The sequence below is a fragment of the Gloeomargarita sp. genome (assembly GCF_053491055.1).
In genome coordinates this window covers 1-20771 of record NZ_JBRCEP010000054.1, presented here as the reverse complement: position 1 = coordinate 20771, position 20771 = coordinate 1, and the positions used below count along the sequence as shown (strand labels likewise).

Below are 20771 nucleotides of genomic sequence, written 5' to 3'. Positions count from 1 at the left end.
CGCAGGCGGCCAGGCAAGTCCAGGGTGAAATCTCCCGGCTCAACCGGGAGGGTGCCCTGGAAACTGCCTGGCTTGAGGCAGGGAGAGGGATGTGGAATTCCCGGTGTAGTGGTGAAATGCGTAGATATCGGGAGGAACACCAGTGGCGAAGGCGGCATCCTGGCCCTGTCCTGACGCTCAGGGGCGAAAGCGTGGGGAGCAAACCGGATTAGATACCCGGGTAGTCCACGCCGTAAACGATGAGTACTAGGTGTTGGAGGTATCGACCCCTTCCGTGCCGGAGCGAACGCGTTAAGTGGCCCGCCTGGGGAGTACGGCCGCAAGGCTAAAACTCAAAGGAATTGACGGGGGCCCGCACAAGCAGCGGAGCGTGTGGTTTAATTCGACGCAACGCGAAGAACCTTACCAGGGCTTGACATGCCACCGGACCTGGCTGAAAGGCTGGGGTGCCCGGTGAGGGAGCGGTGGCACCGGTGCTGCATGGCTGTCGTCAGCTCGTGCCGTGAGGTGTTGGGTTAAGTCCCGCAACGAGCGCAACCCTCGGGGTCAGTTACGCGGGTGTCTGACCCGACTGCCGGGGAAAGCCCGGAGGAAGGAGGGGATGACGTCAAGTCAGCATGGCCCTGACGCCCTGGGCGACACACACGCTACAGTGACCGGGACAATGGGCTGCGAAGGGGCGACCTGGAGCCAATCCCGCAAACCCGGTCGTGGTGGGGATCGCAGGCTGCAACCCGCCTGCGTGAACGCGGAGTTGCTAGTAACCGCCGGTCAGCCATACGGCGGTGAATACGTTCCCGGGCCTTGTACACACCGCCCGTCACGTCACGAAAGCTGGCTTCACCTGAAGCCGGTGGGCCAACCGGCGGCAGCTGGGGGCAGCCGTCGAGGGTGGGGCTGGTGATTGGGACGAAGTCGTAACAAGGTAGCCGTACCGGAAGGTGCGGCTGGATCACCTCCTTTCTAGGGAGCGCTGGCTCCCGGGTCAACCGGGGTGGCGCAGCACCGGACGGGTGCAGGACGGGGCGGGGCCAGGGAGGCTCGCCTGAGGAGGCGGGGTTGCTCCCCGCGGAGGGCGTCCGCCTGCTGGTCCCCGAACCCGGAGCCGTCACCTCGTTGTCGAGGTCGGTCGCTGGCACTCGACCACACCCGAGTTGTCGGGGTGGCGTGGGCGTTTAGCTCAGTTGGTTAGAGCACACCCCTGATAAGGGTGAGGTCCCTGGTTCGAATCCAGGAACGCCCACCGTGCGCCGATTATGGGGCTGTAGCTTAGTTGGGAGAGCGCCGCCTTTGCACGGCGGAGGTCAGGGGTTCGAGTCCCCTCAGCTCCACATCGTGCGCCAGCACCTTAACAAGCGAGCGGATGTGTCATCGCGCTGAACTGACGGGTTCGAAAGCGCCGAGGTGGTTCCGCTGTGCCTGTTTGCCGGTGGTGAGCGGAAGCTACTGGTGCGGACTGGGGTGAGGGGCACACGGTGGATGCCTTGGTGGTCAGGGCCGAGGAAGGACGCGGCCGAGCGGCGAAACGCCCCGGGGAGCTGCGGGCGAGCGGAGATCCGGGGGTGTCCGAATGGGGCAACCTGGCGCGGTGGGGAGCCGCGTCGCCCTCTTGGGAAGGGTGAGAGGGGGACCTCTTGCTCGACTGGGAGGGTGGGCACCGGGGGAAGTGAAACATCTCAGTACCCCGAGGAAGAGAGAGGGATTCCCGGAGTAGTGGCGAGCGAAACGGGAGGAGCCCAAACCGTCGTCGCCCAGAGGGCTGCCGTCCGGAAGCGGCGACGGGGTTGGACGGCCTGTCCGGGCTGAGCGGCAGCGAGGCCGCGGGTGCCGAGCGGGGAGCCGAACGCTGCTGGAAGGGGCGACCGGAGAGGGTGAGAGTCCCGTAGGCGGACCGGCTTGGGCATCCGTGGGGCAGGTGCGTGAGTACCACGGGGCACGAGGAACCCTGTGGGAAGCTGGGGGGACCACTCCTCCAAGGCTAAATACCCTGACCGACCGATAGCGGAGAGTACCGTGAGGGAACGGTGAAAAGGACCCCGGCGAGGGGGGTGAAAGAGCGCCTGAAACCGTGTGCCCACAGGCGGTCGGAGCCGCGGTGAGCGGTGACGGCGTGCCTATTGGAGCATGAGCCGGCGAGTGGCCGGGCGTGGCGAGGCGAAGGGGGAGGCACCTGGAGCCGGAGCGAAAGCGAGTCTGAAGAGGGCGAGGCAGTCGCGCCTGGCCGACCCGAAACCGGGTGAGCTACCCCTGGCCAGGCTGAAGCGCGGGGGAGACCTGCGTGGAGGGCCGAACCGGTGTCCGTGGCAAAGGGCTCGGAGGAGCTGGGGGTAGGGGTGAAATGCCAAGCGAACCCGGAGATAGCTGGTTCTCCCCGAAATGGCTTGAGGGTCAGCCTTGCTGGGAGGCAGCTGGCGGTAGAGCACCGTTTCGGTGCGGGGGCGTTGGCCTACCAAGCCGAGGCGAACTCCGAATGCTGGCTGCTGGTCGGCAGGAGTGAGACCTGGGGCGAAAAGGTTCTGGGTCGAGAGGGGAACAGCCCAGACCGCCGGCTAAGGTCCCCAAGTCCGGGCTGAGTGGCCAAGGAGGTGCGGGTGCGCAGACAACCAGGAGGTTGGCTTAGAAGCAGCCATCCTTGAAAGAGTGCGTAACAGCTCACTGGTCGAGCGCCCGTGCGCCGAAAATGCCGCGGGGCGAAGCCCGGCACCGAAGCCGCGGGTCGCGCGCTGCGGGAGGCGGCGTGCGGCGGTAGGGGAGCGTCGGCGTCGGCGGGGAAGGTGCGGCGGGAGCCGTGCTGGAGCGGCGCCGAGTGCGAATGCCGGCACGAGTAGCGGAAGGGCGGTGGGAATCCGCCCCGCCGGAGAGTGCCGAAGGGTTCCGCAGCGATGCTCGTCAGCTGCGGGTGAGGCGGTCCTCAGCTGAGGGCGGCAGCCGTAGGCGAGGGGCAGCCGGTCAAGAGTCCGGCCCCACCGGCGCCCGATCGAGCGAAGGGGGGACGCCAGGCCGAGGGTCCGGCGGTCGGAGGGACCGTCCAAGCCAGGGGGCGTGGCCGAGGGAAAGCCCGGCCGACAGCGCCGACTGGCGAGTGCGAGGCGGGGGTGAGGCCCTGCCGAGCGGACCTGGCGGACTGGCCGCGAAAAGCCTCTAGCGAGGGCGGCGGTGACCGTACCGCAAACCGACACAGGTCGGCTGGTGGAGGACACCGAGGCGGACGGGAGAACCCCCGTCAAGGAACTCGGCAAATTGCCCCCGTAACTTCGGGAGAAGGGGGGCCCCGGTAGGGTGAGGAGCCCGAGGGGGTTGCAGAGAGCAGGCCCGCGCGACTGGTTACCAAAACCACAGGTCTCGGCGAAGGCGGAAAGCCGACGTATCGGGGCTGACGCCTGCCCAGTGCCGGAAGGTGAACCGGAGGGGTGGAGAGCCCCGAAGGGAAGCCCCGGTGAACGGCGGCCGTAACTATAACGGTCCTAAGGTGAATGGCTTGCCTTAGTAAAACTGAACCATATGCGGGAACATCCTCGTACAGCTTGTCTCTACTCGTCTGGTTAGGCGCGCTGGTTGAGCGTTGGTGTTGTGAGCGCTGTTATGCCAGGCAGTCAAAAGGAGCAAGACAGGGGGACAATCCGCAGGAAAGGCCTAGAGACGGTGGTTTCTAGGAATCCTCAGAGACTTGATGTTCAGGTACGGCCCATGCATTTGGAGACGCAGTGGATTGTTGGGTTTGTCGACGGTGAAGGTTGTTTTCATGTGGGGATTAACCCACAGGCGGAAATGGCCACCGGGTATCAAGTACTGCCGGAATTTACCGTCGTCCAACATCGGCGGGATGTGCAGGTGCTCTATGGCTTGAAAGCCTATTTTGGCTGTGGGGTGGTGCGGGTTAACCATGGTGACCGCATGGCCTATCGAGTCAGGAGGTTGGAGCATCTCGCCCAACGAATTGTGCCTTTTTTCCTGAAGCATCCGCTAAAAACCAGCAAGAACGTGGACTTCTTGAAGTTTCGGGATGTGGTCTTGCTGTGTCAGGCGGGGGAGCATTTGACGGAAGCAGGGTTAGGCAAGATTCGGAGCATTGTGGCCCAAATGAATCGTGGCCGTACAAGGTAAAGTCCAGCTTTGCTGGAAACGGCAAAGGCAAACTGAGCGAAATTCCTTGTCGGGTAAGTTCCGACCCGCACGAAAGGCGTAATGATCGGAGCGCTGTCTCGGAGAGAGGCTCGGCGAAATAGACGTGTCCGTGAAGATGCGGACTACCTGTACCTGGACAGAAAGACCCTATGAAGCTTTACTGTAGCCTGGAATTGGGTTTTGGCTTGCTTTGCGTAGGATAGGTGGGAGGCTGCGAAGGTGCCCTTGCGGGGGCGCTGGAGCCGACGGTGAAATACCACTCTGAGCAGGCTGAGATTCTAACCCTGACCCGTGAGCCGGGCAGGGGACCGTTTCAGGTGGGCAGTTTGACTGGGGCGGTCGCCTCCTAAAAGGTAACGGAGGCGCGCAAAGGTTCCCTCAGGCTGGTCGGAAATCAGCCGGAGAGTGCAAAGGCAGAAGGGAGCTTGACTGCAAGACCTACAAGTCGAGCAGGGACGAAAGTCGGCCTTAGTGATCCGACGGTGCCGCGTGGAAGGGCCGTCGCTCAACGGATAAAAGTTACTCTAGGGATAACAGGCTGATCTCCCCCAAGAGTCCACATCGACGGGGAGGTTTGGCACCTCGATGTCGGCTCATCGCAACCTGGGGCTGTAGTCGGTCCCAAGGGTTGGGCTGTTCGCCCATTAAAGCGGTACGTGAGCTGGGTTCAGAACGTAACTCATTGCGTCACTGTGCAGTAATGCACAGCAGCAAACCGACTAAAATCGGTAGAACCTTATTCTGGGCGCCGAACCCTGGGGTAAGGCAATACCGAGGGTAAGTAGGGTACCCGTACCATGAGTCCAGAGGTACTGAGTTACATTGCGGGCTTTTTGGATGGGGATGGGTGTATCAATGTGCAGTTGGTACGTCGCAAGGACTACCGGCTGGGCTATCAGATACGACCCAGTATTACCTTCTTCCAAAAGCGGAAGCATCGGGCGTTCTTGGAGTGGCTGCAATCGGTTTTCCAGGTGGGTTCCATCCGGGAACGCAAGGATGGGATGAGCGAATATAGTGTGGTGGATGTTAAAGCGGTGGAACAGGTTTTGTCACAGCTTCGTCCCTATATTCGCCTGAAGCAAAAGCAATGTGACTTGGTGTTGGAAATCGTGGCGGAACTCAAGCATTCTGCCCGGTTATCCCCTCAGGATTTTCTGGCCTTGGCGCGGAAGGTGGATGTGTTTGCGGAGTTGAATGATTCTAAAAAACGCACCATCAAATCCAGCCAAGTGGCGGAGTTTATGCGTGTACGGCATATCCTAATCCCGTAGAGACTGAGACCTAGGCTGAGCTAACCCCTCAGCGTAAGTCGAGAAGCCTTGTACATCAAGGTCTTCAAACGTCGGCTCCTGTTTCGTTAGGGGTGAGAAACAGGATGAAGATATAGTCCATGCCCGTAGTGATACGGGAAACCATGCGTGAGACAGTTCGGTCCATATCCGGTACAGGCGCTGGAGTACTGAGAGGAGCCCTCCTTAGTACGAGAGGACCGGGAGGGACGCACCGCTGGTGTACCTGTTATCGTGCCAACGGTAAACGCAGGGTAGCCATGTGCGGAGTGGATAACCGCTGAAAGCATCTAAGTGGGAAGCCCACCTCAAGATGAGTACTCCTAGGTCACAGGTAGACGACCTGTTAATAGGCATCAGGTGTACGTGCAGTAATGCATTCAGCCGAGATGTCCTAACAGACCGTATCACTTATTCATTGGTGATTGACTATCTATCCCTATGCAGTTTTCAGGGTTTGGTTGTGCTTTCCTGGTGTCTATGGCGCGGTGGAACCACGCCGATCCATCCCGAACTCGGAGGTGAAACGCCGCTGCGGCGAAGATAGTAGGTGGGCAACTGCCTGTGAAAATAGCGCGATGCCAGGAAAATATTCCCAAAACCCTCTGAAGCAGTTCAGAGGGTTTTGTTTTTGGGGATGACTGTGCCATCGGGCGGTACTGGTCAAGGACAATGGCGGGCGGGTCGCTTGGGTTCCTAATCAAACGGGTGGTGGTCGGGGAATCCTGTACCTTGGAACTTTGGTACGAAGATATTGGTCACCTGTAGAGGTTGAGTATTTTTCACCCAAAAAAGTTCATGAATTTGACGCAGACAAAATACTTAATTAATGAGCTTGAGAGTTTCACCTTTATAATGGTCGGTGTGGTGAAGATTGATTACGTCAAATACCAAAAGCCCACCCTAAATGTGGAGATAAAAACATCATCAAGCATGGATTTATAGTCATTTCAAACAAGTTTGCAACATTCGCCTTTACCTGCAAACCCTGTCCTGGAAGGGGATACAGCCATGACCAGTGCCTCAAAGTGTTGCATTTTCTTGTGAAACGACTATATTCTCCAGAAGCGGAGATATAACTATCAGTATCCCTACGGCACGGCGTAGCCTATCACCACCACCAATCGAGAGCGTGGTAAACCCTACACGACAACCGTAAATCGCGCCGAAACTATGCCAAATGAATGTTCCGCATAGATTTGGTAGAGAATGGGAATGATGTGTAGCTATCAGAGATAGTACTTGGCTATCCTGGAATGAGAGCAATCACCAGGTGCAGTTGACCCCTCAGAATGGTTCAATATAACTATCATTCTTCACACAGCGTCTATGTCTTTTGCGTATCGAGGGCATTTGTTGACTGAACAACGCTGCCCGGCCAGTGCTAATTTGGACCAATGTTCGCTGGTAGAAATTCTGCACATTATTAATCAGGCGGATCAGCAGGTGCCGCTGGTGGTTGGACAAGCAATTCCTGCGATTGCTGCTGCGGCCGAATTGATTTGGCAACAACTGGCTCAGGGCCATTGCCTGTTCTATTTGGGCGCAGGCACGAGTGGACGTTTGGGAGTTTTGGATGCTGCCGAATGTCCCCCCACTTTTTCCACCGACCCCCGCATGGTGCAAGGCATAATTGCCGGGGGAGAACAAGCCCTCACGCAGGCGGTAGAAGGGGCAGAAGATGACCGGGAACAGGCGGTGCGGGATTTGCAAAAACGGGGCTTTCAAACCGGAGATGTCCTGTGTGGTATTGCTGCTGGTTCCACAACGCCTTATGTGTTGGCCGGTCTGGAATACGCCCGCAGTTTGGGCAGTCCCACAATTTTTATCACATGTAATCCTGAGGGTGCGCAACTTGTTGAAGTTGATCAAGTTATCGTATTACCAGTAGGGCCGGAAATTCTCACCGGTTCAACACGGATGAAAGGGGGGACAGCAACCAAATTGGTTCTCAATATGCTCAGTACTTCGGTGATGGTGAAACTGGGTAAGGTTTATGGGAATTTAATGGTGGATTTACGCGCAACCAATAGTAAGTTGTGGGAACGGGGCACTCGATTTGTCCAGTATTTAACCGGGTTGGAATTGTCGGCGGCGCGGGAATTATTGGTAGCAGCGCAAGGGCAAGTGAAAACCGCAGTGGTGATGCATCATCGGGGTGTAGATTTTGCCACGGCTCAACAGTTACTTCAAGCAGCGCAAGGACATTTGCGGCGGGTGATTGGGGATGTGGACATTAACTGAAGTGCAAAAGTTAACCAAACGACGGGTGGCAGGACTAATGTCCGGTACGTCGATGGATGGGATTGATGTGTGTATCTGTGAAATTCAGACCCAGCCTTGGCAATGTCGCTGGCTGACGGCGCAAACTATTCCCTACCCTGAATTCCTGCAATCTTCTCTAGTACAGACCCAAGCCAACCTAGCCCAAATCGCCCATTGGCATCGCCAAATTGGGGAAGCATTTCGCGATGCTTTAGCAAAGGTGCTAACCGATTTCCCAACGGAATTGCATTTAATTGGCAGTCACGGGCAAACTCTTTATCATGAGCATCAAAAAATGACGTTACAGTTAGGGGAAGCAGCTTTTTTGGCAGCGGCTTTTGGCTGTCCTGTGGTATCAGATTTTCGCATTCATGATGTGGCGGTAGGAGGAAGTGGTGCCCCGTTGGTTCCCTACGTGGATGCCCGACTGTTTGGTTATCTGCAACGCCCTGTATTGGCCTTGAATTTGGGGGGAATTGCCAATGTTACTTTGGTCGTGCAGGGGCAGGCGGTTATGGCGTTTGATTGTGGCCCGGCGAATATGGTTTTGGATGAATTAGCCAGCTTGTTTAGCCGGGGGCAGGTGCGGGTGGATTACAATGGGGCTTGGGCGGCTCAGGGACAGGTTCGCCAAGCATGGTTGGATGATTTAATGGCGCATCCTTTTTTACAACAAACACCCCCCAAATCCGCAGGTCGCGAACAGTTTGGTGGTCCATTTGTGCGGGAATTAATTGACCGCACCTATCCCAGTTCTCCTAATTCCTGGTATGACCTGTTTGCGACGGTGACTCGCTTTACAGCAATGGCAATTTTTTACCACTACAAATGGTGGATTGCTCCGCACCAACCGATTACAGAAGTGATTGTCAGCGGCGGCGGGGTGCATAACCCTATTTTGATGCGCGAATTAACCCAAGTATTTCACCCCATTCCTGTATCTACCAGTGCTACGTATGGCATTGATCCCGATAGCAAAGAGGCCCTGGCATTTGCCATTTTGGCCTCAGAACGAATTGATGGTAAATCAACGAATATCCCGGCTGTGACTGGGGCAAAACGACCGGTGTTACTGGGAAAAATCACGGAATTGTAGGGGATGAAATACCGCTATTTACTCCTCAACAAGCCCTACCGGGTGTTGTGTCAATTTCGGGATGCGCACGGGCGACCCACGCTCAAGGATTACGTGCCGGTGCCGGGGGTGTATGCCGCCGGGCGGTTGGACTACGACAGCGAAGGGTTGGTGCTTTTGACGAACGATGGGCGTTTGCAGCATCGGTTGACCGACCCCCGCTACGGCCATCCCCGGACTTACTGGGTGCAGGTAGAAGGCTGTCCGACCCCAGAGGCCTTGGCGGCCCTGCGCCAGGGGGTGCGGATTCAAAACTACCTCACCCGACCGGCAGAGGTGCAGGTGTTGCCCTCGGAGCCGAACCTGCCGCCCCGCAATCCGCCGATTCGCTTTCGCCGCCATATCCCCACCACGTGGCTGAGCCTGACGTTGCGCGAAGGACGCAATCGCCAGGTACGCCGCATGACCGCAGCAGTCGGGTATCCCACCTTGCGCTTGGTGCGGGTGGCAATTGGGGAATTACATGTGCAGGACTTGGCGCCGGGGTGCTGGCGGGAATTGACCGACCAAGAACGCCAACAGTTGCTCCACTTCTAGACCTGGAACAGGCACCAACAGCCCACCAGGGCCACCACGACCCCAAACCAGGCCCGTCGGCTGACCCATTCTCCTGCCCAATGGGCCAATACCAGGGCAAACAGGGGGCTGGTGCTGCTCAAGGTTTGGGCAATGCCCGCCGGTGCCCATTTCAGGGCGGTTTGTTGCAGCCAAATGCCCAGATAGGTGCTCAAAAACGCCGTTCCGGCCAGCCCCCACCACCAACTTGGCTGTTGGGCGAGCGCTTGCCAACCGGGACGACACACCGGACGGGTCACCCCCAGTCCCAACACCATTACCCCCGCCAACAGCCGAATCGTGGTACTCCACAAGGGCGTGATGGGGGAATCGACCAAGGCCGCCCGCGACAGGACCACCCCCGCCGCCTGGGCTAGGGAAAACATCACCCCCCACCCCAACCCCGGCCAAAGGCGAAACTGCTCCCGCACCCGCACCGGCCGCTCCGTTACCACCAATGCCACGCCGGTCACCGTCAGCACCATACCCACTAACTGCACCGGCTGAATCCCTTCCCCCAGCACCACCCAGGCCAACACCGTCACCAACATCGGCGATAGGGTGTCCATCAGCAGGGTCCGTTGCACCCCCAGGGAATTCAAAGCTGCAAAAAAGGCCGTATCCCCCACCCCAATCCCCAAAATGCCGCTTAGCGCCAAACCCAGCACCGGCCACCCCCCCACCGGCGGCCACCCTTCTCCCCGCCACGCCAACGTCAGGGCAAACATCCCCAGCGCCAACACCCCTTTGAGCCAATTCAACAGCAGCGGCGGAAAGACCTTACCCCACCGGACATAAATCCGGGACATACTCGCCCACAAAAAGGCAGCCGCTAACGCCGCCCATTCCCCCCGCCAAACCAACCCCACCGATCTACCAAACGTAAACAACCGTAAATTTATTTTTATTAAATATTGTAAACATTCCTAGGGCGTCCCCTGAGCGGCGGGCAAATAGGGTGGCAGCCAGGATGTAACGTCGGTTGTAGCCACCTCCTCTGGCAGTTCCACCACCAGCAGGTAGCCCGACCAGGTGCCCCCACTGGCGCGATGCAGAACCCGGAGAATGGCCGCCATATCACCCTGTTGCAATTCCCCTTGGGGGGTGTACTGTTCCAGGGCGGTCAAACAGCCCAACGCTGGGTTCCAGGGGTGTTGCCCCTCCGGCGGACGGACAAACAATTCCGGCGCCTCCCCCGTCCCGTGAATCCGCAGCAACCCTCGTCCCAACCGGCCCGCGTGATAGCTCTGGTACAGGGGTGGATAATCCCGCCAACTGGGGGGCAAATGGTCCCGGTAGGCTGCCAAAGTCAGCGCCTCTCCCGGAAAAAACTCCGGCGTTTCCAGCGGTAAGAACAGGCGCACGAGGGGAAATTGGCCATAGGCGCGAAACAGTTCTCCCGCACGGCTGGCTATCACCCCGGCAACCCGCTGCAACCCCTGCGGTGTCTGACCGTAGGTAAACGGCCAATCCAACCCGTACACCGATTGCAACAAGAGCTGCCGTGACCACAATTGCCCCCCTTCCCGGTAGAATTCTCCCCGGTTGTCCTTGACGATCAACGTACAGGGTCGCCAGCGGTTGGGTTGACAAAAGACATAAAGTTGCATCTGGCCGGGTTGGGCTTGCCAGGCCAACAGTTCGGCCAGGGGTGGCAGGGGCACAGGCGGTTGTTCCAGGTCTTGCAATACGACAGCCAGCAGGTCAGGGGGGTCGGGAAATCGCTGGCGGGTTTGGGTAAGCAGGTGCGCGCTCTGGGCCGGGGTCAGACGGCCACTGCGAATCAGGGTGTGCAACGCCAGAGCAACCCAACCGGCATGGGGGCTGGTCTGCACCACTCGTTGCAAGCTGGCCTGGAGTTGCCGATGGGTCGTCGGCTGTTGACGGAGGTACAAATTACTGACTTGGAGGGCTTGCGTGATGATACGGGTTTCGGTGGGGGTGGGTTGGGGCGTCTGGGCACGCGCGACGATGGACCGCAATGCCTGAACGACATAGGGCTGTTGCGGCTGTCGCAATGCAGTGGCCCACAGGAGTCGGCGCCAATGGGTTTCCCAGGTGGGCGTGAGGGGATAGCGGCGCAGGTCGTAGGGTTGGGGTTGCAGGCGTTGCTGTTCCCGCCGGAGTTGCTCTTGCCGGGCAGCGTGGGTGGCGAGGGGTTGGGGTTGACCCAGAGCAGGGAGCGTATGGCCACCCCATAGCAACATTGCACCGAGGCCGACATTGAGATAAAACCTAGGGAAGAAGAGCATGGTGAGGTCAGGTCATGAATGTACTGATGTTGTACGTAGGGTTGGCTGTTGCCTATTTAGTAGTATGTCCCTTGGTGACCTATTTTTATCTCAAGCAACGCTGGTATGTTGCCAGTTCTTTTGAGCGGGGGTTTATGTATTTTCTGGTCTTTTTCTTCTTTCCCGGTTTGTTGTTGTGGGGGCCATTTTTGAATTTCCGCAATCAACCCCGTTCTCTGCCCTAGGGAATTGCCGGTATCAATTCTGCCACTGGCCACTGCGGAGGCGTTCGGCCACCATTTGTCGGGTTTCCGGGTCCAGGTTCGCTTTGCTCAATTCCAAGACATCAACAATGGCATTATCTAAATTCACGCCGTAGAATTTGGCCTGCCGGAGTTGGGCTTCGGTCAAATCCGCACCGTTAAAGTTGGTGCGATACAGGTTGGCGTAGCGCAAATCCGCCTGGCGGAGATTGGCCTGAAAGAAGGTGGTGCGGCTGAGGTTGGCTTCCACCAGGCTGGCCCGGACGAGCGTGGCCCGGCTGAGATTGGTGCGTACCAACACCGAACCGTACACCAAACGCCCCGTCTCTTCGTCGGGGAGAATGACGCTGCCAAGGTAAGCCCCATTGAGGTTAGCTTCGGTGAGATTGACGCCGTAAAGATTGGCACCGCTGAGATTGGTATAGCTAAGGTTGGCGCCGCTGAGGTTGGCTCCCGTTAAGTTCACCCGGCTGAGGTTCAAGCCCTGCAAATCAATGCCACTAAAATCCCGCTGGCCCCGCTGGTACGCCTCTAAAAGCTGGTTTAAGCTCGCTTCGGCAAGGAGAATCTGTTCGGGCAGAGCCATGCGGATAGGGACAGCAGGAAGAAATTACGTCGCACCGGCCAGCAAAAGCCTAGGGCAGTAGGTTAATTTTAACATAGGGCGGCTCCAGCGACGGGTAACTGGCTATCAAACCGCAATGAGTTTTTCCCGGTTGATGTTTTGCCAAAGACTCATCTGTCCAAGGCGCTGAAACTCTTTACCACTTTTATCTGCTAGATGTAACACCCAAGGCAACCGACAAGCGCAAAACCCACTGGCAGGGTGCAACTGAGACAAATGATAGGTTTGCAAGGCCAGTAATTCCAGGGATGTATTGCCGTGTGTATGCACAACACGCAAGGGTCTAGCACTGCCGAATACAGCTTGCGTAGTGATCAAAGTGAAGGATTTTTCTTGGGGCGCAAATACAACTGTCCCTATCTTGGCATCTTGATACATACCCTTGTCGAGAATTCCCATTCTCCCGGTGCCACTTTTGCGGACGCTCACTACATCTACAGCTATGTTTGCTTTCTTAAGCTCTTTGGTGGTTTTCTCAAATTCGTCTGCTTGCACCAAGCCATCGCGCATAAGTAACAATTTTTTAGGGTAGTGATGACATTTTTGGTGAAATTTACGAACCAACTTCGAGACCGTCTGCCAGATCGCTTCTCCAGAGAATGCTTCTCCCCTCTGGACGTCAGGTAATTCCCACCCTAAGCTTTGCCCATTCGACAGCACAGCAAAGGCAGAAACACCGTAGTAGAGTTGACGATTGGTGCCCGTATCAAAGCCAATAATTAGATCGGCAGCTTCAGGATGGTTCACAGCCTGAAGATGGACAATCTGCCAACCTGCTTTGCACAAAAGACCCAAGACCACATTGAGCGCTTTATATTCGTCTGCCTTGGAGTTTGGTATCCTAGTTGGCACCATAAATTGGGTCGCTATTCCTGCTCCTAGCGCCTGGGCACGAATTCGCTTTTTCCGTTCCTCAGGTGACCAATCCATCAGGACTAAAACGGTTTTAACCCCTTGACCGGACCAGCTTTGCCAAAAATTTTGCTGCTCCAGTTCACTTTCAGGTAAATCACGCTGTGTGTAACAGGAATTTATGTCTATCTCTACTCCACTTTTTTTGGCAATATCTGACAAACATTTACTTACTTCTACAGGGTACTCGCGACTTTCATCGAAAAGGTTGAGATAGCCAAACTTAGTTTCACCTACACCCACACATCCTTTATATCTGACCTTTGCAACTTGCTCGACTTGCCCCTGACGTGCTACTAATTTGGGTCGCGGCAAGAGATAACCCTCGACGCCCAAAGGTTGAGCTTCTCCAGAGATTTCGTAAATTTCACGCAAAATTGTTGTGGCTGTCTCTCGTGATTCCTTTAGGCGGTCAACTAACTTTTTTCTAATGCGTCTAAGAACATCGTTAATCCCTTGCTTCTTATCCACCGCAATACTGGCCAGCATTTCCATAGTTAAACTCGGTGATAATCGTTGAGATAGATGGGGCAAAGGTTTACCTTTCCAGTCGTTCACTTTGCGGACATAGACCACACGAGAACTATTGATTTCATCCTCTGTTGCTCCCTTGTTGCGATGGTAGTCTGCTAAACTAATATTAATATTACTTAAAATAACTTTATAGGGTGATTCATCAGACAACCCTTCGTACTGCCAACGGATGTAGGAATTATCTCCATCTTTGTAGGTGTTCCGCACGTATTTGATAGGAATGTCAATATAAGTGTATTTTTTAAGCCATTGCTCCAAGGTCCAGGGAGTATAAAACCGATGATGGATGTCAATTTCTAAGTACAGTGAACCTTCCTGATCTATGGCAACATCAATTCTTCTACCTCTGTGGACTTCCCAACCATCCCCATGGATTTCTGTTTCACTTTTAATCCACCAAATCAAACCGCCTTCATCCGCTCGCTCGATCACGCTTGTGCGATGATACTTTCTTCTGAGATCTTTCTCTAGCTCGCGGCGATAAAAGCACTCTAGGGCTTTTCGTTCGTCCCCATTGCTACAGGTTAAGTTTCGCACCTGAGGATTTCTCAGCGTCCAATCACCAATTTGCATCTTGTCGGAAGCAATTTGCTCTCGGGTAATGATGCGACTGCCAAGCCGGACTGCAGTGATCCCCAATTGGTAACAAATGCGAGAAATCGCCCGGTATTCATCCCCTGATTTGGGAGCACGAAGGGGGTGACATTCATATTCATAAAATTCGAGGTCACTGCCCGTAAGCTGCTTAATTAAAAAGCGATTGAGTACGACCGGAATCGCTCGTGTAGATAAGTTCATGGACATTCTCGACATCTCGGTATGACAATAAATTCTCAGTGCAGGCGGGTTGTGTCGTTTTCGGCTTGCCCTGGGGTGCTTGACTGCCTTTGCAACTGGGTTTGCCAGTTGATGGCCTTGGTTTTGATCGTAGTTGTGACTTGAGCCAACATGCTGCTGGCTTGTTGGCCGAGTCGGTAGGCGGTTTGACGGACATCCTGGCGTAGGTGTCTTACCCGTTCACTTTGCCACAGTTCCTCGGTTTGCTGTTGCCATTCCTGAACGGTTTTGCCCAGTTGTTGCACCGCCTGATGCGCTAGTTTTTGTGCCTGTTTCGTCTGGGGGCTACGGCTAAGGTTTTGTAGGTTGGTCTTGGCTTGTTGCCAAAGGTTATGGGGGGAATGAAACATAGAAATTGACCATCTTATATAGGCGCCTGCTGCTATTGTACTGTAATTCTGAGGGAACAGGGTAAGCTGGCGTTGGGAGGCCTGCGAGGCGCTGCGCACTAAGATAGGATACAGAGAACTTAAGCAGGATGTGGATAGGGTAGCGCATGACCAGCGTGCTGGGCATTGACCTGGGAACAACGAATTCCGTTATGGCGGTGATGGAAGGGGGCAGACCGGTGGTGCTCCCCAACCGGGAAGGGAGTCGCATGACCCCCAGTGTGGTGGGGTTTTCCCGGGATGGGGAACGGCTGGTGGGGCAGTTGGCGCGACGGCAGGCGGTACTCGACCCCAAAAATACGTTCTATGGCGTGAAACGACTGATGGGGATGACCTATGATGAGTTGCCAGCGGTGGCCCGGCGGGTGCCCTATACCATTCGCCGGGGCGAACGCAATCGGGTAAAGCTGGTATGTCCGCGCCTGGACCAGGAGTACAGCCCGGAAGAAATTTCGGCCATGATTTTGCGCAAGCTGGCGGACGATGCGGAACAAGCGTTGGGACAACCGGTGACGGATGTGGTGATTACCGTACCGGCCTACTTCAACGACGCCCAGCGGCAGGCGACCCGGGATGCGGGCCGGTTGGCCGGGCTGGAAGTGAAACGAATCTTGAATGAACCGACCGCGGCGGCGCTGGCTTACGGCCTGGATAAAAAAGAGGACCAAACGGTGCTGGTGTTTGATTTGGGGGGCGGCACCTTCGATGTGTCCATTCTGGAAATTGGCCAGGGGGTCTTTGAGGTGCGGGCAACCAGCGGCGATACCCAGTTGGGGGGGTTCGATTTTGACCAGCGGTTGGTCAATTGGCTGGCAGACCAATTCCAAAAGGACACGGGCATTGACCTGCGCCGGGAACGCCAGGCCTTTCAGCGGCTCCTCGAGGCGGCGGAAAAGGCCAAGATTGAGCTTTCTAATGTCAAAAGCACCCTGGTAAACCTGCCATTTATCACCGCCACCAGCGAGGGGCCGCAGCATTTGGAGATGGAGGTGACCCGCAGTACGTTTGAGTCCCTGTGCGGGGATTTGGTGGACCGGTTGCGGCTGCCGGTGGAACAAGCCCTGGCCGACAGTGGCCTGACGCCTAGGGATTTGGATGCGGTGTTGCTGGTGGGGGGGGCGACGCGCATGCCCATGGTGCGCCAGTTGGTGCGGGAGTTGCTCCACCAGGAACCCTGTCAGGGCATTAACCCGGAAGAGGTGGTGGCCATTGGGGCGGCCATTCAGGGTGCGGTGCTGGCCGGGGAATTGCGGGATGTGCTGCTTTTGGACGTGACGCCCCTCTCGTTGGGCCTGGAGACCGCCAACGGCCTGATGAAAACCCTGATTCCCCGCAATACGCCTGTGCCGGTGCGCCGGTCCGATATTTTCTCGACGGCAGAAGACAACCAAAGCGCGGTGGAAATTCACATTCTCCAGGGGGAACGTCCGCTTGCCAGCGGCAACAAATCCCTGGGACGGTTTCGGTTGACCGGGATTCCCCCCGCGCCCAAGGGGCTGCCCCAGGTGCAGGTTGCCTTTGACATTGACGCCAACGGCATTTTGCAGGTCTCAGCCCAGGACCGCCAGACCGGACGGCAACACACCGTGACGATCCAAGATGCGGTCAATTTGACCCAAAGCGAAATCCAAAAAATCCTGGCGGAAGCGGAGCGGGCGGCCCCGGCGGATCAGGTCCAGAAAGAACGCATCGAGCGCTGCCAAAAGGCGGAAGCCCTGATTCAACGCACGGAGCGGCAATTGCGGCAGATCACCCTCGATTATGGGTTCCTGTTTATGCGGGAGCGCCGCCAAAAAATCGAACAACTGATTCAAGCGTTGCGCCGGAGTTTGGCTGCCCACGACCTGGCCAAGGTGGACCGCCTCAGCAGCCGTTTGCAGGAACAGCTCACGGAACTGCTGGCCATCGTCCGCCAGCAACAACAGGAGGACGAAACGCCCTGGTTTTCCCCGCCCTGGAGCCGCCTCGACGAACCCGCTAGCCCGCGTCGCCGTCGGGAATGGGACGATGAAAACTGGTAATACCATGCGCAACTTCCGCAACTATTACCAAATCCTGGGGGTTGACCGCAACGCCAGCCTGGCCGAAATCAAACGTGCCTACCGGCAACTGGCTCGCCGTTATCATCCCGACCTCAACCCCGGCGACAAAGCTGCCGAAGAACAGTTCAAACTGATTGGCGAGGCCTACCAGGTGCTTTCTGACAGCCAAAAGCGCGCCGAATACAACCGCTTTGGCCAGTACTGGCAGCAAAAAGGGTTTCAAGGGGAACCGCCCCCCCGCGGCCCGTCCGAGTTTGACTACGGCCGTTTCCTCGATTTCCAAGACTTTATTGACCAACTCCTGCAGCGGTTTACCCGCCGGAGCGAACCCCGCCCCGAAGCCTGGGATGCCCCCGGCGACATCGAAGCCCGCCTCAACCTTACCCTGCAACAGGCCTACAAAGGGGGACGCCACCGCCTCACCCTGGGCAACCGCACCCTGGAGGTCAACCTGCCTCCTGGCATGGTCACCGGCCAACGCATTCGCCTGCGCCACCAAGGGGACAACGGCGGCGACCTCTACCTGAACATCCACGTCCGCCCCGACGAACAGCTCCGCCTCGAAGGCGACGACATCTACTACACCCTGCCGATTACCCCCAGCGAAGCGGTTTTGGGCGCGCAGGTGCAAGTCCCCACCCTCGATGGCCCGGTCAAATTGGTCATCCCCCCCCGCGTACAAAACCACCAACGCCTCCGCCTCCCCGGTCGCGGCTACCTGCGGGAAGACCAAACCCGGGGCGACCAGATTGTGGAACTGCTCATCCAAGTCCCCACCGACCCCACCCCCCAAGAACTGCACCTGTACGAACAACTGCGCAAAATCGAACGCTTCAACCCCCGCCAGCCAGCTGCCCCCATTTCGTCATAACGTCATAAAACGTTACACCCGGCAATCTTTCGCGACGGCTCGGCAATACAAAGAAATAATTAAGAAATCTGGGGGGTAGGGGTGACCTCTGGCATAGTGGTAAGTGAGGTTAATAAAGGAACCAGCTCAGGAGGTTCCTACGTTCAATCTCAAATATCAAACGGAACCAGCTAATAAAGGTTCTGAACTTAATAAGCGGTGATAAGGCAGGGGAACAGGCTCACTGATTCCCCTTAAATTTTTTTTATTTCATACGGCCAATGGCGCAGCGACCAATCGACCCCACCGGTCGGGCAACCCGTAGTCACTTACACGATGAAGTGAAATGATTCGGCATCGGTGGCCATGCGGCTGCGTACATCGTAGTACAAATCCGCCAGGGTGAGGTTGTGCAGGGCCTCTGCGCACAGGCGGTTGAGCCGTCGCCAAAGGGCGCAGGTTACCCAGTCGGTAGGAGGATGGGGCGGTAGTTCTGGCCAAGTCAGCGATTCACCGACAGCCTGCAAAATCTCCGCAACCCGAATCTGCTCCGGTGGGCGGGCCAGCCGATAGCCCCCTTGCGCGCCCCGTTGCGAAACCACCAGACCCGCCCGACGCAAATCCAGCAGGAGTTTTTCCAAAAACGGGGCGGGAATCCCCTGCCGTTGGGCGATGGTGCGCCCGGAAACCGGCTTATCCCCACCGGTCAAACTCAGATCGAGCATGGCCTTGAGGCTGTATTGGCTACGGGTCGAAAGACGAAGCATCGGCAACCTACACAACAAATCGCTTGGTAGCTCTGTACTACGGGACGGAAAAGCCTTTCAGCAACTTGAGTTGCTTACCGATGTTATAAGAGGTGTACCGTTCCCAGGTCGTCGCTTGAGCGGGCCGTAGGCCTTGCACCTAAGTGAAAAACCCGACCGGTGCGTCGCTTGGGGACGCTGCCCGGTAAAGTAAGCAGAACCTTGAGGAACGGTGTAGGGGTGTCTTGACAGGGCCTTTGCGCGTCCGTTGGTGGACTGCGCAAGCATCCCCCGGCTTTAGGCGGTGAGAATGTCAAGCTAAACTGGGACATAGCCTTTACTGCCTCTTACCATGATGACTGCTACCTTGACCCCAAGCCGCATCCAAGACCAATTGCAAGATGTGATTCAGCGTCACCAGGCACGGGTGGACTACCTGGAAATTCGTCTGGAGCAGAGCGAATCCCTGCGGTTGGGCTTCCAAGGAACCCGTTTTGATGCAGTGGACCGGGGTTTGACCTTAGCCGGTGGCATTCGGGCCTGTTACCGGGGCGGCTGGAGTTTTGTCACCTTCAACGGCCTGACCGAATTGTCCGAACGGGTACAAGAGGCAGTGGCCCAGGCGCGGCTAATTGGTCAGGACACAACCCAACTGGCGCCTGTGACGCCGGTGGTGGACTACGTGGCTACCCCCATTGCCCGTGACCCCCGCACCGTGCCTTTGGCGGAAAAACGCGAATTGCTCAATCACTACAACGAATTGCTTTTGCACTACGACCCCCGCATCCAAACCACCAATGTCAGTTACCGGGAGCGCTTTGGCATTACCTATTTGGCCACTTCCACCGGTACGCATATTGCCCAAGAACGGCTGGATGTTTCGGGGATGTTTGGGGTGGTGGCGCGGGGCGATGGTTTGGTGGTGCGCCAGGGGTATGAGTCCGTGCACTCGCGCTCTGATTACAACGTACTGGTGGGAATTGAGGAGCAAGTTCTGGGGGCGGCGCAGCGAGCAGTGCGGCAATTGGAGGCCCAACCGGTCAAAGGCGGGCAGTACACGGTCATTCTTGACCCCTATTTGGCGGGCGTTTTTATCCATGAAGCCTTTGGGCATCTTTCGGAAGCCGATTTTGTCTATGAGAATCCCCGGCTGCAGGAGCTATTGCAGCTAGGGCGACGGGTGGCGATTCCGGAATTGAATGTAATCGATGATGCCACGCTGCCCGGACTGCCGGGTTCTTTTGCCTACGATGACGAAGGCGTGCCGGGGCAACGGAAGTATTTGATTAAGGAGGGGGTGTTGACCCAGCGGTTGCATTCGCGGGAAACGGCAGGCAAAATGGGCGAGTCCCCCACAGGCAATGCGCGGGCGTTGTCTGCCACCTATGCCCCCATTGTGCGGATGACCAATACGGGGATTGAGCCAGGAACGACAGACCCAGCGGCAATGATGCAGGACATTGACCTGGGGGTGTACTGCGTGCGGATGTTGGGCGGCCAGACCAACGGGGAACTTTTTACCTTTGCGGCTGCCGAAGGGTACATGATTCGCAAGGGAGAATTGGCCGAGCCGGTGAGCGATGTGACCCTGAGTGGCAATGTCTTTCAAACTTTACAGGATATTGAAGCCATTGGTAACGATACGATTTATCGCAACGGTGGCTGTGGCAAGGCGGGGCAATCTCCCTTACCGGTGAGTGTCGGTGGCCCCCATGTGCGCATCAAAAATGTGGTAATTGGAGGGCGGTCGTGACGCCTGCTGCTGCGTCCAAAACCGTTATTTATCCCAGTGGGGACGGGGAGCCGGTGGCAGAGAGTTATGCCCACATGTACGTGATGTTTGTGACCTTGGAGGTGTTGCGGCAGTATTTGGCAGGGCAACAGGCGACGGTTTTGGCCAACCAATTTCTCTACTATGCCCAGGGGTTTCCCAAACTGCGGGTGGCCCCCGATGTGATGGTGATTTTGCA

Annotated in this window: 14 protein-coding genes, 2 tRNA genes, 3 rRNA genes and 1 pseudogene; 14 read left to right on the top strand and 6 right to left on the bottom strand. The window is 56.9% G+C overall.

Translation table 11 applies throughout. The features are described 5' to 3' along the window. From ACWISF_RS06100 to ACWISF_RS06060, 9 genes are all read left to right on the top strand, one after another. A 16S ribosomal RNA gene (locus ACWISF_RS06100) occupies positions 1–963 on the top strand; the annotation flags it as partial. 206 nt (positions 964–1169) lie between these two features. Beyond that, positions 1170–1243 (top strand) — tRNA-Ile (locus tag ACWISF_RS06095). 15 nt (positions 1244–1258) lie between these two features. Then, positions 1259–1331: transfer RNA gene (locus ACWISF_RS06090), tRNA-Ala, on the top strand. Between the two features lie 124 nt (positions 1332–1455). Next, positions 1456–4887, top strand: a 23S ribosomal RNA gene (locus tag ACWISF_RS06085). A gap of 35 nt (positions 4888–4922) precedes the next feature. Next, positions 4923–5399, top strand: a complete 477-nt coding sequence (locus tag ACWISF_RS06080; RefSeq protein WP_448380698.1) for an LAGLIDADG family homing endonuclease — start codon at positions 4923–4925, stop codon at positions 5397–5399. 488 nt (positions 5400–5887) lie between these two features. Further along, a 5S ribosomal RNA gene (gene rrf, locus ACWISF_RS06075) occupies positions 5888–6004 on the top strand. A 742-nt stretch (positions 6005–6746) separates the two neighbouring features. Beyond that, positions 6747–7661 (top strand): N-acetylmuramic acid 6-phosphate etherase, encoded by a 915-nt coding sequence (gene murQ / locus ACWISF_RS06070; RefSeq protein WP_448380697.1) that lies wholly within the window; start codon positions 6747–6749, stop codon positions 7659–7661. Continuing rightward, entirely contained in the window at positions 7645–8778 is a 1134-nt protein-coding gene (locus ACWISF_RS06065; RefSeq protein WP_448380696.1) for an anhydro-N-acetylmuramic acid kinase, read from the top strand. Before murQ ends, ACWISF_RS06065 begins: the two co-directional genes overlap by 17 nt. Before the next feature lie 3 nt (positions 8779–8781). After that, a complete protein-coding gene (locus tag ACWISF_RS06060; RefSeq protein ID WP_448380695.1) occupies positions 8782–9354 on the top strand; it encodes a pseudouridine synthase in 573 nt (190 codons plus the stop codon). Here the strand turns inward: ACWISF_RS06060 and ACWISF_RS06055 are convergent. Together ACWISF_RS06055 and ACWISF_RS06050 are read right to left on the bottom strand one after the other, a co-directional pair. Then, positions 9351–10241, bottom strand: coding sequence for a DMT family transporter (locus tag ACWISF_RS06055; RefSeq protein ID WP_448380694.1), 891 nt, complete (start codon positions 10239–10241; stop codon positions 9351–9353). The genes ACWISF_RS06060 and ACWISF_RS06055 overlap by 4 nt on opposite strands. A gap of 57 nt (positions 10242–10298) precedes the next feature. Further along, positions 10299–11579 (bottom strand): hypothetical protein, encoded by a 1281-nt coding sequence (locus ACWISF_RS06050; RefSeq protein WP_448380693.1) that lies wholly within the window; start codon positions 11577–11579, stop codon positions 10299–10301. A 59-nt stretch (positions 11580–11638) separates the two neighbouring features. Between ACWISF_RS06050 and ndhL the strand changes: the two genes are divergently transcribed. Then, positions 11639–11848, top strand: coding sequence for an NAD(P)H-quinone oxidoreductase subunit L (gene ndhL, locus ACWISF_RS06045; protein ID WP_448380692.1), 210 nt, complete (start codon positions 11639–11641; stop codon positions 11846–11848). A gap of 13 nt (positions 11849–11861) precedes the next feature. Here the strand turns inward: ndhL and ACWISF_RS06040 are convergent, their stop codons facing one another. From ACWISF_RS06040 to ACWISF_RS06030, 3 genes are all read right to left on the bottom strand, one after another. Continuing rightward, positions 11862–12452, bottom strand: a complete 591-nt coding sequence (locus tag ACWISF_RS06040; RefSeq protein WP_448380691.1) for a pentapeptide repeat-containing protein — start codon at positions 12450–12452, stop codon at positions 11862–11864. Positions 12453–12557: 105 nt separating this feature from the next. After that, positions 12558–14735, bottom strand: a complete 2178-nt coding sequence (locus tag ACWISF_RS06035) for an argonaute PAZ domain-containing protein (protein ID WP_448380690.1) — start codon at positions 14733–14735, stop codon at positions 12558–12560. Between the two features lie 35 nt (positions 14736–14770). Then, on the bottom strand, positions 14771–15124 hold the full coding sequence (locus ACWISF_RS06030; RefSeq protein ID WP_448380689.1) for a hypothetical protein: 354 nt from the start codon (positions 15122–15124) through the stop codon (positions 14771–14773). Positions 15125–15270: 146 nt separating this feature from the next. Here ACWISF_RS06030 and dnaK point away from each other — a divergent pair, with 146 nt between their 5' ends. Both dnaK and ACWISF_RS06020 read left to right on the top strand, forming a co-directional pair. Continuing rightward, a complete protein-coding gene (gene dnaK, locus ACWISF_RS06025; protein WP_448380688.1) occupies positions 15271–17184 on the top strand; it encodes a molecular chaperone DnaK in 1914 nt (637 codons plus the stop codon). Between the two features lie 4 nt (positions 17185–17188). Further along, positions 17189–18076: a DnaJ C-terminal domain-containing protein gene (locus ACWISF_RS06020; RefSeq protein WP_448380699.1), complete on the top strand. Its 888-nt coding sequence runs from the start codon at positions 17189–17191 to the stop codon at positions 18074–18076. Between the two features lie 308 nt (positions 18077–18384). Here the strand turns inward: ACWISF_RS06020 and ACWISF_RS06015 are convergent, their stop codons facing one another. Continuing rightward, positions 18385–18822, bottom strand: a complete 438-nt coding sequence (locus tag ACWISF_RS06015; RefSeq protein WP_448380687.1) for an RrF2 family transcriptional regulator — start codon at positions 18820–18822, stop codon at positions 18385–18387. Positions 18823–19156: 334 nt separating this feature from the next. On the opposite strand from ACWISF_RS06015, the gene ACWISF_RS06010 reads away from it, so the two are divergent. Beyond that, a complete protein-coding gene (locus ACWISF_RS06010) occupies positions 19157–20554 on the top strand; it encodes a TldD/PmbA family protein (RefSeq protein ID WP_448380686.1) in 1398 nt (465 codons plus the stop codon). After that, positions 20551–20771: pseudogene (locus ACWISF_RS06005) on the top strand (Uma2 family endonuclease); the annotation flags it as partial. The gene ACWISF_RS06010 and the pseudogene ACWISF_RS06005, both read left to right, overlap by 4 nt.

Bases quoted from the DNA above. Each gene is read 5' to 3' on its own strand.
- ACWISF_RS06080 (WP_448380698.1), top strand. From the start codon at position 4,923: ATGAGTCCAGAGGTACTGAGTTACATTGCGGGCTTTTTGGATGGGGAT.
- murQ (WP_448380697.1), top strand. From the start codon at position 6,747: ATGTCTTTTGCGTATCGAGGGCATTTGTTGACTGAACAACGCTGCCCG.
- ACWISF_RS06065 (WP_448380696.1), top strand. From the start codon at position 7,645: ATGTGGACATTAACTGAAGTGCAAAAGTTAACCAAACGACGGGTGGCA.
- ACWISF_RS06060 (WP_448380695.1), top strand. From the start codon at position 8,782: ATGAAATACCGCTATTTACTCCTCAACAAGCCCTACCGGGTGTTGTGT.
- ACWISF_RS06050 (WP_448380693.1), bottom strand. From the start codon at position 11,579: ATGTTGCTATGGGGTGGCCATACGCTCCCTGCTCTGGGTCAACCCCAA.
- ndhL (WP_448380692.1), top strand. From the start codon at position 11,639: ATGAATGTACTGATGTTGTACGTAGGGTTGGCTGTTGCCTATTTAGTA.
- ACWISF_RS06040 (WP_448380691.1), bottom strand. From the start codon at position 12,452: ATGGCTCTGCCCGAACAGATTCTCCTTGCCGAAGCGAGCTTAAACCAG.
- ACWISF_RS06035 (WP_448380690.1), bottom strand. From the start codon at position 14,735: ATGAACTTATCTACACGAGCGATTCCGGTCGTACTCAATCGCTTTTTA.
- ACWISF_RS06030 (WP_448380689.1), bottom strand. From the start codon at position 15,124: ATGTTTCATTCCCCCCATAACCTTTGGCAACAAGCCAAGACCAACCTA.
- dnaK (WP_448380688.1), top strand. From the start codon at position 15,271: ATGACCAGCGTGCTGGGCATTGACCTGGGAACAACGAATTCCGTTATG.
- ACWISF_RS06020 (WP_448380699.1), top strand. From the start codon at position 17,189: ATGCGCAACTTCCGCAACTATTACCAAATCCTGGGGGTTGACCGCAAC.
- ACWISF_RS06015 (WP_448380687.1), bottom strand. From the start codon at position 18,822: ATGCTTCGTCTTTCGACCCGTAGCCAATACAGCCTCAAGGCCATGCTC.
- ACWISF_RS06010 (WP_448380686.1), top strand. From the start codon at position 19,157: ATGACTGCTACCTTGACCCCAAGCCGCATCCAAGACCAATTGCAAGAT.